The sequence below is a fragment of the Pseudoalteromonas luteoviolacea genome (assembly GCF_000814765.1).
Classification (GTDB): domain Bacteria; phylum Pseudomonadota; class Gammaproteobacteria; order Enterobacterales; family Alteromonadaceae; genus Pseudoalteromonas; species Pseudoalteromonas luteoviolacea_H.
In genome coordinates, this window is record NZ_JWIC01000005.1 from 38722 (window position 1) to 51794 (window position 13073).

Sequence of the window (13073 nt, forward strand, 5' to 3'; positions counted from 1 at the left end):
CCACCTCATCATTCCTACTCCCGCTGCTTTTTTGAGTCTGAATCAACGGCTTTAGCAATACTATTAGTACTACCAATAATGGCACTGCCGCTACCAAGTGAGGTCGTAGATACTGTTGAAGTCACTTCTTTGGTGATGTCTCTCGTATAGCTATTGATAAAAGTATCCCCCCGCATATGTGATGCAACTGTTTGAGTTGTAGTGACTGGACTCAAAATGTTTGTTAGCGTAGTTTGCAACAAATTCCTTAACCCACTGACAATGGATGCCAATAAAATTAAACACAATGGCATTGATAACATCATTACAGATAACTTCATCAGACCATCTTTAAGTCTATGTTCCATTATGTTACCCGAATAACCCAACACCGTTATAAAAAATATGCCCGCCAAAGCATACTTGCCGTAGTCTAATTCAATGTAGTAATGATAAAGATATAAAGTTGCCCATACACTGACACTAAGCCACGCTTGGGTTTGAAGTGATTTGAAAATATCCCATAATGATTTGAGTTGATAGAGGGTATAGACAATGAGTATTGGTAATAAAATTGGGAATGCCATACAAACCGCTAATAGCACTAACGATAGCACCACGCCCTTTAACATCTGCTTCAACTTTTTCTCTGAATATATGTAGTAAGCAAAATACATAAAAGATAGCAACAAAGTGGCTGCGATTGTAATAAAGAAGGCTTGCTCTCCTTTTCCTGTAAAATAAAAAAGAGCAGAAAATATGCCAACATAAACCAGTACCCTTGCTCCCTCAATTGCTGATTTATCTTGTTTCTCTTCAGCAACGTCCTTATTTGAGGCCACAACGTCTTGGTCACTAAATTGTGTATGTGCGTTTAGTGAAGTTTTACTATCATTATTACTCTCACAAGAGACATGCGGTTGCGTATCAAGTTGATGACTTGTTGTATTTTTGGGAGTGAGCTCGGTAGGTTGTTGAGCCGTCTTTCCTTTTAACTTTTCGACTTTACACTCTGTGTAAATACCTGCAGATTTGAGCTTTTTTTGTATCAACTCTGCTTTTTCACGCTCTAGATTCTTTTTAATGGCATACGCCCGACCATCAAAGAGTAAATGCGCTTTGGATTCTGGCAATTTTAAAAACCGAGCTAACGCTTTGCCGATTTTATTTTGGTCCTTCTCTGGCGCAATTTTGCCTCTAAATATAATTTTATAGGTACTCATACTTATCCTTAGTCGTTCCTTGTAATGACGTTATCAAAATCACGCTTTGCTGAACATATATTTTTACCTAGTACAATCACTTCTACTGTATTTGGTGAGTTTTTCGTTTTTTTAGATTCTATCGAGGGACGATTGATACACACGCTATCTTTATTGAGCACCGAAACTTTCGTTGTTCTCACATTAGAATCGACTATTTCAATTCATAAACATGACTCTAATATATTCAGAACACAGCTTCAAAGCCTGAGAACTCGGTCACTTTCCACCTCGATCTCTCAAAACTCTGGTACAACTTTCGATATACGTGGGTTTGGCAAAGCGTGTAATTATTTGTAATAGATAAAACCAATGGAGTGGCTATAGTTTTTATCTCTTTTGACAAGAGTAGACGCTTAATCTTTGGTTCATTCCATGGCAATCATTGCCGGACCAAAGCGTTGAGCTAAGATTTTTAAGTAAGGATATTGATTATGCCAAAGTACTACGTTTATCCGGCCATAGGTATTGCACGTGTGGGCAATTCGGAATCAAAATTTTTTGTCGGCCCTGAGGTACCCCATCAAGAAGTGAATCCAAATTATACAGGCGATAATTTTGGAAGTTGCTATGAAGCAGGCAGTTTGCAAAATTTACCTGGGTCATCATTAGACTTTAAAGATGCTGAGGGTAAGGTTAAGCGTCAAGCAGCGCGTTTTAGAATATTTGAAGTAAGTGACTGTGGGAATAATGTTAGGGAAATCACTGACAAAGACGCCAAAATTGAGTGGCGTGTCAATTTGGCTAACCGAAAATCAATCAATTATCAGTTCGAAAATGCCATGGATCTAGGCAAGTTATCCAAAGACTGTAAACTGCGTAATGACTTCATAACAAATTTAGATGAACGAAAAAAGAAGCTACTCATAAAGCCCAGTCAATGCAAGATTCAAGGGTGTAATCAGTCTGATAAACCAGCCTATCAGTTCAATGATGGAACCTTTTTTGCGGGCACAAGCTACGAAACCCAAGTATATTTGGGTGAGCTAAGAACAGACAGTGAAGGTCGTTTACTGGTATTAGGTGGGCTTGGACACTCGGCCAGCTACAATAATAGCCCCATTACAACTTTTGCCAATAACGAGACTTGGCACGATGACATCAGTGATGGTACTGTCCGTGCAACAGTAACGATAGACAATAAGCCAATTGAGGCTGAGCCTGCCATGGTAGCTGTTACCCCGCCGAACTTTGCACCGGGTATGCCGGGTGTGATCACCATGTATGACGTAGTGAGTGACTTGCTCTTAGACGCTAATACTAAAACTGAATTTTACCGCGACATTTACCCTATCCTGTCAAGCTTAGTTGAAAACCAAGGCGTGAACGAAGGCTATTTTATGGCTTTTGGCGATTATTCTCCTGCCAACTTCACTCAGCCGGACATATTAGAAAAGCTTGAGTCTAACTCCGAACAATATAAATCGTTTAGAACTGCCGTGTTTGACTTATTTCGAGTTACACCTGACATAACTGCGACGCGCAGAGCTGAGAAAGTTGAGCTGTTACTGCAAGATCCAGCAGTTCAAGATGTAAATAAGCAAGTATTAGAGCCTATTTTTGACGAGGCTGTAAAGCAAACGCAAACGGCGGTTCAAGCAGATAAGCTACCACCAATATTCGGCGATGGTTATGGGGATTATGCGGACTCCCCACTGATAGGCCTCAGTTTAACCAACACCCAATATAAGCATTTAAAAAACTGGGCTGATGGTAAGTTTGAAAAAGGAGAAAACCCTAGAGAGGCGACAATCAACTCAAGCTGTACCATCACAGATCCGCTACAGGTGATCAATGACCAGAATAATTGGCCGCATACTTTAACCAAAACCAACCTGCAACAATGTTTGGGCGGTCCATTCCATCCTGGCATTGAATTGACTTGGTTTTTACGCCGTAAATCAATGTGGAATACAGCGGATCCGTTCGACCCTATGCGTCTTAATATTGTTGAATGTGACGATGATGTGCAAGATTACTATGGTCCAATTTTAACACCTGAGGTTGCACTCAAGGATATGTTTAATGTCAGTGGCCCTGGAACGTTAACCCGATTTATGGGCGTACCATGGCAATCTGATGAAGGCAGCTGTCAATCGAACGAAAGTTATGATCCTGCTCAATACTTACCAACAATGACATTCTGGTCTGCACGAGTCCCCAATCAAGTACTGAGTCAACGCTCGTTCGAGCAACTGCAAAACGAGGCAATAGGACTTGGACAAAGAGCGAAAAGTTACAGTTATAGACAAGACTGGCTGCGCTTTTTAAGAGAAGGTGGTGAAAAGGCACGTGTAAATATGGTGAAGTATTGGGACAAAATAGGCATCGTAGTGAAAACGCCAACCACGGCTCTAAAAGCTGATCACAACAATGTCGACCACATTTGGGTAGAATCTCAAGTAAATGAGCGCTTTTTAGCGAATGATACAAGCTATCGTCAACTACTTAATCTAGAAAACTTAGCACACTTTGAAGGTAATGACCTCATGCTAGGTGAAAATGCAGTGACAAATGAACAACTCGACCTGCTAGATAAAGAAGACGAGCAAGCCTGTGAGCAGGGCCTTACCCGAAGAAAAATCACGATACGACAAGATCAAAACTAACCATGCAAAGTCTACATTACAACGTAGCTATCATTGGTGCAGGTGTTGCGGGTTTAACCGCAGCACTTGTGCTGGCTAAACAAGGATTAAAAGTGGCTGTTTTTGACAGCCAGGGCCCAGAAAAACGGAGTTTTGGTGAGTGTGTTCACGGCAATATTGCACCAATTTTGGCGAAATTAAACTTATTGGAACAGTTCGAGCAAACAGGCCACTTCGCTTTACAAGGGTATCAGATCGAATGGGATGGCGCTGGAGAATATGAACGTCACCTACTCACTAGCCCGCATGGCACAGGATGGATTTTAAATCGCTCTGCATTTGATAAAACGCTGTTTTTGCAAGCCCAGCAAGCAGGTGTTGAGATATTCTGGCATGCCAGATTACATGACCTCAAATTGCAAGGCGAAAAATGGGATTTAGTTATAAAGCACGATGATGGCGCACATTCATCAGTCACTGCCAATTTTGCAATCGACGCATCTGGACGTGCGAGAGTATTAACCCGTAAACTCGGGGTTTCTGAAAAGAAAGCCGATACATTGATTGCGTGTTGTAGTTATTTGCAGCATTCAGCTAAACATTCTATGTTTGCAAAAAAAGCAATCATTCAAAGTGATCAGTATGGCTGGTGGTATTTGGTTCCTTTTTCGTCTAGTCAATCCAGTTTATGCTATTTTACAGATACTGATTTATCGATCCCTAAATCTGCTGATGCGTTACTAGAAATGGCGAATACACATTCTGCATTAACCCAATATCTAACGGCCTGTGAACCAGACAAAACGACTCCGTTTAAAATTGTACCGGCATATTCATCTAGCCTTGCGAGTTATTTTGGTAAAAGATGGTTAGCGCTCGGAGATGCTGCGTGTAGTTATGACCCATTGTCGTCATATGGGGTGACATCGGCATTGGGTAGCGCATTTTATGGAGCAAGCGCATTGCTTAAATATTTTAATAATGAGCCTCAATATTTAGGTGTGTATCAGCAGTTAATGCAAGCTCGTTTTTTAGATTTCTTAGAACAAAAAGACATTGAGTACAGTAAGGTATCACACTATCAATCTGCTTTTTGGCAAAGAAGAAAAGTCGCTTAATTTAGCAACTTGGTAGGTTGTCATTGAATTGGTACAAAACATGGGTGTGTAGGGCTATTTACATTCGTTATGTTCGCACCTGCTCTAAAACATCATGCCCTAAATCAGCAAGGGTGTCATGACGTTGATGCCCTATCAATCCACACCCTACCCCGTCATTCTGACTTGATCCGGGATCCATTTCTGACCTGTTCTGACTCGTTTTGTGCGCTTAAAGAGGTGTATTGATTTCCTTCAAATTGATTAAAATGGCTGATTTTTAAAATGAGCGTCACGTTTATTTTTTTTATCTAAAGTCACAGATTAAATAGGAGGAAAAGATAAGTAATTTATCAGGGGGCAGAATATAGATAGAGGCTTAGATTTTAGGTTCCAAACTTCAATTCGCACTTACATTGGTAATTTCTATTGAGGTTATAAATTAGGTTAGAGATTGACGAAACATCACTATTTTATACAGATTTAGGTCTGGGGTGATTTTATTTACACAATCGCCCAACCAGAAGTTAAATTAGCTTCAAAACCAACAAGTCCACAGCCTGTAACCACTAAAATCAAAGCCGCATACCAAGAGAACTTAATATCTGAACTTGCCTTCATCAGCGCCTTATTCTTTAGTTTAACACACTCATTGCCGAAAATTATCGGTTAAAAATCATCAAGTTGAGCCTCATAAAACGCTTGAAAAGATGGCTTCCCCCAAGAAATCCAGTTTGCTTTTTCCTGCTTTAACCAAGCTCGATAAAAAACCTTACAAAAATAATAGTTCAAAGCGATAACAGCCGCGAGTATCCCTAAAATACTGACAGCAATGATATCAAACATATTGAGCACCGATTAAGTCGTTCTGATACAAGGGTAATGCAGAAAACAATCAAACGCTAAAAACCAAACTATGCACTACCCGAATTCAACCAACCCTCTTCGGTGATCAAGTGACTTACCCGTTGCTTTATCTTTTCCACATTAAGGTGGGTGTCATATTAACTTCTAAGTAAACGGTTAATTAAGCAGGCGAAGCGTTACAACTAACAATATGGGGATAACATGAAGGCAGACAAAAGCTTTTTTAAGACCCCAGTCTTTGCATATAAGCTGATAACCAACGGTGGATGCAATTGCTATGGCAACAGCTAAGAAATAAAACGCTTTATCTGAATCAATGCCTATCTCGATATCGAAGGCAAACCCCAAACAGCCAGCAAAAACTATAATTGTGGATATCATCGTAGCCAATACCTTAACCATTGCTGCAAACTCCTCTCAATTGACTTCTTGCTGTCATGCACGGTTTTCCCCACATTAAGATGGGTGTCATGTTTATTTTCACCGCAGCAAGTCCGGAATGACATAGAGGTAAAATGGTAGAGCCTGCACTAAAACAACATGCCCTAAATCAGCAAGGGTATTATGATGTTGACTTCTTGTTGGTAATACACCTAACCTCTAAATTATCGTCCTGCATATGGTTTAACATATTGGACCCTGAAACGAGTTCAGGGTAACGTAGATGGGTATAGTAAAAAGCTTTATGTTGAACAGAGCTTCAGAGCACTTTCTTTCATCATGTCAAAGACAAAGGAACTCGCTGCACCCGCTGTCACAAAGGCTTTTCACCATACACTTTCTAGCGCGTCATCCTGAACTTGTATATGGACTCCACTTGTTTGACAACATGTTTTTTAAAATTAAAGATGCTTGCGTATATGCGGTTTCTTTTGAGAGCGCTACTCTCTAACCTTTGATTTATTCGCACCTTCTGTCCTAAACGCTTCGTTAGTGTATTATCACTTCAAGTTCAGACAGGTTTTCAGAAGGTTGGTCTTACCTTTTAATTACATTGTTGTCGAACTCTTTTTAAAATGTTTTTTAAATCATAACTGGCTGGTAATTCGTACCTTGTTTTAACATTGCCCAAGCAGTTCTGATATTTTTATTCACCAGCGCAATACAAGCTCGCTTCACTCCTGAACGAGCAACTAACCTTAAGAGCCATTGCTGCTTCAATGTCTTGGGTTTCTCCGGCAGATTAGAAATGTATGACAATGCCCCCAAAAATAAACAGGACTTTAGCTGTTTATCTCCAGCACATTTATCAATTCCCAGCATCACGGTTTTTCCGCCACTGCTAAATTGTTTTGGGGTAACGCCTAAATATACTGAAGCACATCGCCCATTTTTAAAATGCTCCGTTTGACTCAAGCTGGCAATTAGCCCCGCTGCGCCTAAAACTCCCACACCTTCAAGCGCAATAACACGTTGGCATTGTTCATTTTGAGAAACAAGCAGTTCTAGGTTTTTAGTGACTTTATTCAGAGATTGCTCTATTTGATGGTATTGAGCTTTTAAGACACTGAGTAATGGCAATAATACCTCTGGTAAACTATTGCACTCTGTTAAAACCTCTTTCAATGCTTTCTTGGAGCGAGGAATAGTGATGCCATATTCATAAAATAAGGCCCTAATATGATTACTGAGTTGTGTAAGTTGTTTATCCAGAAACTTACGACTCACAGTGAGCGTTTGGAGAATTTGCTGTTCTATGTTTTTTACTGGAGAAAAGGGCATATTTGGTTGAATAGCAGCAATCGCAATCCCGATAGCATCATTGGCATCTGTTTTTTGTTTGCTTATATAAGGCTTAACATGTTTCGGAGACATCCCTCTCACTTCATGACCATAGGATTGAGCAACCCGCCCCCAATAATGAAAACTGCCACATCCCTCCATTGCCACAATGCTAGGAGGAGAGTTAGCGAGTATCTGGCGAACTTTAGATGGAGACTGTGCTTTATTAAAAATAATTTCGCCATGTTTAGAGACTTTTGCGACTTGGATAATATTTTTTGCAAGATCGAGCGCAATCACGTTACGATTATTCATATATGGACTCCTTTGTTTTGGTCGACACCACATTACACTGTATGTGAAGTGTGGTGGAGTCCATATATCGCTTCAGGATCCATGTTTTTTGAAGCTAATATAGCTAGCCAGAATGACATAATGGTCATAAAAAAGACCCTACCCTAAATTAAAACGGTTGTTATGCTTAGTTTCTCAAGTTAGGACATACTATATTTTTATAGCCCTACCGCGAGTTCAGCTTCCCCCATTAACATTTCACATTTATTGATAGGTTCTTTTCTTACGCCATCCCTAATCATAATCCCTTGAATTTTTCCATGTTCATTAAAGTTAACAACTAAATATTTATACTTTGGCATTTTATTATTAATAACTTTCAAGGTCATTTCATGTGGGTTAATAGTTCGATCTACCACATAAGACAGCAATTCTTTGGAAGAAAATAGAACATCCGGAAAAACAAAAATCCCTTTCACCATATTATATATAAACTCGCCATCACTATCATTAGGGTAAAAATCTTTATACCCATTAGCTAAGTTATCTAAATCCCACATTGAGAAAAGCTTATCTGCATTCCCAGTAACATGTAAGTTGTCAATGTAATATAAATAGTTATTATACTTCTTCAAATACTCGTCAGAACACACATCGTCGCCTTGAGCAAATACCGATTGAGCAACGACCGACATAATAATTATTAAAGGCCATTTAAAACCACATACCATTATTTTTTCTCTTTTTTATTATAAACAACCATAAAGCGTTAAGTATTACACAATCTCAATAAGGCATACTGATATTTTATTACCTCAAGCGCAGACACCATTGAGTGGTTACCATTTAGAATTTAAACTCATTGTTCACCATGACACACATCAGCCTCGTTGTTACGTTCAAATAATTTTAAAAAAAAGTGATGTTAATATGTTCTATAAAATAGGTTTTATCGCTAAGTTAAAGTTCTAGTAAAATACTTTCTTTATCAAACACCTGTGCAAAACCACCGACTTTCACCTCACTCACCTGCCCGCCGTTAAATTGAATAGACGCAGAGATTTCGGATGCGCATTTCATAGCACGGCCTTGCTCAAATAGAAAATCGATGGTCGTATCTGAGTCAGTATTGGTATGCTTCGTCAAATAACATGCAAGGGCGCCACTGGCGCTACCCGTTGCAGACTCTTCTGGGATCCCAAAAAGTGGTGCGAAATTCCTACAACTGGCGGTGTAATTTGACTTTGAGTCACTCAATTCAAATACATGTGCTCCGACCAAGTTATGCTGTTTGCAAAATGCACTCATCAAATCTTCGTTGAGTTTAACTTTATCAAGGTAGCCCATTGGTACGGGTACAATCATATCCGCAAGCCCTGTACTGACCACCTCAATGGGTAATTTTGCGGCAGCCAATACTTCAGTATCCACCCCAATTAACGGCGATACGGCTTGGTAAGAAAAACTGCCCAAAAACTCAGGTAAACGTTGTTGCATGACGACTTTTCCATTGCCCTCAATATACACTTCGAGTATACCGGCCTTGGTTCTTTGCACATATTTTCCAACGTTAATGATGCCCTGCTCAAACATCACTGAAAACGCAGCCAATGTTGCATGTCCGCAGAAGTCGACCTCTTCGGTCGTTGTATAAAAAGTCAGCTCAAAATCCACCTCTTCATCACGGATCACAAAAGCTGTTTCTGAAAAGCCCACAGCTTGAGCAATGTGAAGTTTTTCAGCTTCAGATAAGAGCTCAGCATTCAATACAACACCAGCAGGATTGCCGCCCGAACCATCTAACACAAATGAATTGACCAAATACGTTTCAACTGGTTTCAATCTAAACCACTCCAAGTTTTATAGTTATGATTTTATTTAATTTTATAAAGCTATCGCGCTCATTATTTTACGCCGTATGTATTTTTAGCATTTTTAATTTGTTCGGCTTCGGTGATGTTTGGGAAGAGTTTGTAGCTGGGCGCTACAATGGGCTTTACTTTATTCACCACAATATGAATAACGCCTGCAACGGGGTACTTTTCTCCTGTTATAGGTTCTATTTCTTTAAATAATAAAGGGAAGTTACTATCACTTCTAGCGACATAACTGGCTGTACCATAAAGCCCAAAGCCCTTTTGCGTAAACACATCCACACAGCTCACGCACACATTATCGTTATATTTTATGTTACGAACACTGTTTGCAGATGCAATATTCGCGATGAGCAATTCACTGTCTTTATAACTAACAAACACTTCTTTAGGTGAAACACTTGGACACCCCTCTTTGTCAACCGTTGCCAACCAGCATAATACGCTCTGTTGAATTGATGACTTAACTTCTACTGTAAACATGCTCATTCCTTTTAATAAAAACGTGCTAGGCGTTAAATATGACCAACTTACCTTACGATTTGTCCTGTTCTGATATAAATGCAACCAAAGCAGGTCTGACTACACTCAAAATAAATACAATTAAAATAATCGCTGCCATGGTCAGTCTCAACACCTCAATAAACCAAGGCTGCTCCCATAACTCGGCTTCAGCTTGCGCACGTGAGTTTTGCTCTAGAAATGCCTGATAAGCCTCATTTAAGTCACTGTGTTTGATGATTTTTGGATAATTAATGACTATGCCCGCTCTTGCCAAAGAGATACGTGCGTGCTCGGTTTTTGCTTGGTCAACATACAACATGTGGTTTTTAACGTCGGCATAATATGCGATGCGCTCTTGGTCGAGGATATCTGAAATAAGCACTGCATCGACTAAACGCATATCCTGAACAAGTGGCCTGAATATTGGGTTGTCTTGCCTTGCCCATGCAATAATAAACACAGCAAATATGATAGATGATACGAGTACAAGTAAAAGCTTATTGTGTCTTGTGATGTTCAGCATTTAGTTACTCTATTGTTATTATTTATTCTTATTAGAAGGCTTACTTATTTAAAGCTGCCATAAGCCTTGCTCATTTCCACCTAAAATATATATTGCAAATTGACCTTTACCAGGTATTTCCATTGGCAACATTGCTATTTCAGCGCCTTGTTTTTGCACTTTACAGACAGCTTCATCAATATCATCTACCAGCCAATATGGGCGAACCACAGATTCTTCTGTCTCTCTAAGTGGCGCTCGAACACCCAATACACTGCCATCATCAAGCTTGCACGTTTTTGCACCACCAAGCAGAGGCTCTGCTTCAGAGAAAGTTTTTTGATATATTTTTTCGTATGCTTGCACCACAGTCTCGACATCCGTAGTTACTATCTCTAAGTAATGTAATCTCATCACACCTCCTCCAAACAATTTTGACTTGAGTATTTATGCCAAGTTTAGGTAAAGCCGCAGCATATCTTTATGTTGAATGCCATTTTCAAAAATAGGTTCAGAATACGTTTGCAAAAAATGGTTTTTAGCAACAGACTCAACTCGGAACCCCAATCTATGATAGTACGTTAATTGATAACCAAATGACCCTGTGCCTAACTCTACTCTTGTCATGCCTTTAGATTTCAGCGCTTTTAATACATAGCGCAACAATTTTGTGCCAATCCCTAAACCTTGGTGACTTGGCTCTATAGATATGTTGTCAATTTCAGCTAAGCCGTTCATCCTTTGCGTTACCACACATATGCCGATAATTTGCATGTCATCCATCGCAACAAAACACCATGCGTCCTGTAAGTAAGACAAAACATTTTCTTTACTTGGATCTGCCTCAAGAAGCAATTCAATAGGTACATCCGTGTTGTTTACTTCCATGTAAGTCATTTTTAGCCTTTCTTAACTTTACTTTGTTCTTCTTCAAGCATTTTCTTTTGCTTTTCTTTCACCCTCTGCCAACTACCGCCTTGTTCAATCGTTGAAACTCGTTGTTCATACTTTTTGACGGCACGATTGAGTACAGAGTGCATGTCGACACCTGACTCTTTTTCAAGGGCCAAGATGATGTTTAAGTAATTCCATAAAATATCTCCCAACTCGTCTTCTAAATGACATATTCTTTGTTTTGGGATCTCCTCTAATACTTCAGCTAATTCATCCTTTAAAGCAGATAAGTAGGTCTCAGAGCCTGAGTACCAACTGTTAGTTTGATCATAAACATATTTACGTTTGGCAATGTCTAACAAACTTTCTAAATCTCGCATATCTCTCTCAAAACAGACCTTTAACGTTAAGCGTATGATATTTATGGTTGAAAAGCGATACTGCCTCTCTCAAATTTCGCAACAATACTACACAGGTAGTATTCTGAGGAAACACCAAGCCTACCAATTAAAGTACCCATATCAACAACAATGGTAATTTTATCTATTTTGGGTAAAATGAGCGAAATTTAAACCAATAAGGAGATATTAACCGGACTAAAAAACCATGTTTGCCACATTCTCGATCACTCGACTTGTCGCCTATTATCTGCTCTCAGCCTTGCTAGTAATCATTCCCGCAGCCATTATTTTGATTTTAACGGACGACATACACAGTATATTTTTTGGCTTATCCGAGCTGCAAGGGGAAGAAATGCTCAATGTGCTTTGCGATATACTTTTACTTGCTTTAATTGTGCGCTTTATTAAACCCAAGCATAGACGCTTAATGTTTTTGAGTACTACCCCGAAGCCAAAATTTGTCCACTTAATCGTTTTAACCTTTGCTATGTTATGTGTATCGATTGCTTGGCTAGACATTATGCAACTATACACAGAAGCAGATTTGAACCTTGTTGATTCGAGAGAGCTGGATCTCACCATTTCGGCTCAAGACAGCGGTTTTTATTTTTATATGGGTTTACTGTTTATCGCAATGGTCATCGTTGCACCTATTTTAGAAGAGCTGATGTTTAGAGGGATCCTGCTTGATAGATTGAGTTTAAAACTCTCTCCTCTATGGGCCATTGCAATTACCTCATTGATATTTGGCTTGTTGCATCATGATTACGTTGCCAACATCATTTTTGGCATCGTTTTATGCTTGATCAGGTTAAGGTATAGAACGCTTTTTGCGCCCATACTTATCCATATGCTTAACAACTTAATCGCCTTTTTACTTATCTTTTCCTCTTACTTTTTCGATCTGAGCCAATACCCGTTTACCTCTATCTTTGTTGGCCCAGCAAGCCATGAACAGATTGCCATATTACTGCTGTTGTCATCGATAGTGATTGGCCCATATTGTTATCATGAGATCTTAAAAACACCGAATAGCCGATTCAAAAAAAGTCGGCAGTGAAGAACTTCTGTAGGTCATCGCAACGACAA

General features: G+C 39.5%; 14 protein-coding genes. 3 read left to right on the forward strand and 11 right to left on the reverse strand.

The window, feature by feature from the left end; all coding sequences use genetic code 11:
• Positions 1 to 14 precede the first annotated feature (14 nt).
• Positions 15 to 1202, reverse strand: coding sequence for a hypothetical protein (locus JF50_RS25990; protein ID WP_052262183.1), 1188 nt, complete (start codon positions 1200 to 1202; stop codon positions 15 to 17).
• Between the two features lie 473 nt (positions 1203 to 1675).
• Between JF50_RS25990 and JF50_RS07755 the strand changes: the two genes are divergently transcribed.
• Together JF50_RS07755 and JF50_RS07760 are read left to right on the forward strand one after the other, a co-directional pair.
• Positions 1676 to 3850 (forward strand): LodA/GoxA family CTQ-dependent oxidase, encoded by a 2175-nt coding sequence (locus JF50_RS07755; RefSeq protein WP_052262184.1) that lies wholly within the window; start codon positions 1676 to 1678, stop codon positions 3848 to 3850.
• A gap of 2 nt (positions 3851 to 3852) precedes the next feature.
• Positions 3853 to 4947: an NAD(P)/FAD-dependent oxidoreductase gene (locus tag JF50_RS07760; RefSeq protein ID WP_039608905.1), complete on the forward strand. Its 1095-nt coding sequence runs from the start codon at positions 3853 to 3855 to the stop codon at positions 4945 to 4947.
• Between the two features lie 648 nt (positions 4948 to 5595).
• On the opposite strand, the gene JF50_RS27125 is transcribed toward JF50_RS07760, so the two are convergent.
• The 10 genes from JF50_RS27125 to JF50_RS07805 all read right to left on the reverse strand — a co-directional run bounded on the left by JF50_RS27125 (position 5596) and on the right by JF50_RS07805 (position 11963).
• Positions 5596 to 5772, reverse strand: coding sequence for a hypothetical protein (locus JF50_RS27125; protein WP_160290455.1), 177 nt, complete (start codon positions 5770 to 5772; stop codon positions 5596 to 5598).
• A 177-nt stretch (positions 5773 to 5949) separates the two neighbouring features.
• Positions 5950 to 6195: a hypothetical protein gene (locus JF50_RS07765; protein WP_039608906.1), complete on the reverse strand. Its 246-nt coding sequence runs from the start codon at positions 6193 to 6195 to the stop codon at positions 5950 to 5952.
• A gap of 621 nt (positions 6196 to 6816) precedes the next feature.
• Positions 6817 to 7830 carry an IS110 family transposase gene (locus JF50_RS07770; RefSeq protein WP_039608907.1) on the reverse strand — a complete coding sequence of 338 codons (1014 nt, stop codon included), beginning with the start codon at positions 7828 to 7830 and terminating at the stop codon, positions 6817 to 6819.
• 197 nt (positions 7831 to 8027) lie between these two features.
• Positions 8028 to 8540, reverse strand: coding sequence for a hypothetical protein (locus tag JF50_RS07775; protein WP_039608908.1), 513 nt, complete (start codon positions 8538 to 8540; stop codon positions 8028 to 8030).
• A gap of 229 nt (positions 8541 to 8769) precedes the next feature.
• Positions 8770 to 9651 (reverse strand): PhzF family phenazine biosynthesis protein, encoded by an 882-nt coding sequence (locus JF50_RS07780; protein ID WP_039608909.1) that lies wholly within the window; start codon positions 9649 to 9651, stop codon positions 8770 to 8772.
• Between the two features lie 62 nt (positions 9652 to 9713).
• Positions 9714 to 10166: a pyridoxamine 5'-phosphate oxidase family protein gene (locus JF50_RS07785; protein WP_039608910.1), complete on the reverse strand. Its 453-nt coding sequence runs from the start codon at positions 10164 to 10166 to the stop codon at positions 9714 to 9716.
• 52 nt (positions 10167 to 10218) lie between these two features.
• A complete protein-coding gene (locus JF50_RS07790) occupies positions 10219 to 10710 on the reverse strand; it encodes a hypothetical protein (RefSeq protein WP_039608911.1) in 492 nt (163 codons plus the stop codon).
• Between the two features lie 48 nt (positions 10711 to 10758).
• Positions 10759 to 11103, reverse strand: coding sequence for a VOC family protein (locus JF50_RS07795; RefSeq protein ID WP_039608912.1), 345 nt, complete (start codon positions 11101 to 11103; stop codon positions 10759 to 10761).
• 33 nt (positions 11104 to 11136) lie between these two features.
• Positions 11137 to 11586 carry a GNAT family N-acetyltransferase gene (locus tag JF50_RS07800; RefSeq protein WP_039608913.1) on the reverse strand — a complete coding sequence of 150 codons (450 nt, stop codon included), beginning with the start codon at positions 11584 to 11586 and terminating at the stop codon, positions 11137 to 11139.
• A 2-nt stretch (positions 11587 to 11588) separates the two neighbouring features.
• Positions 11589 to 11963 (reverse strand): MazG nucleotide pyrophosphohydrolase domain-containing protein, encoded by a 375-nt coding sequence (locus JF50_RS07805; protein WP_039608914.1) that lies wholly within the window; start codon positions 11961 to 11963, stop codon positions 11589 to 11591.
• Positions 11964 to 12189: 226 nt separating this feature from the next.
• On the opposite strand from JF50_RS07805, the gene JF50_RS07810 reads away from it, so the two are divergent.
• On the forward strand, positions 12190 to 13044 hold the full coding sequence (locus tag JF50_RS07810; protein WP_039608915.1) for a CPBP family intramembrane glutamic endopeptidase: 855 nt from the start codon (positions 12190 to 12192) through the stop codon (positions 13042 to 13044).
• Positions 13045 to 13073: the final 29 nt, after the last annotated feature.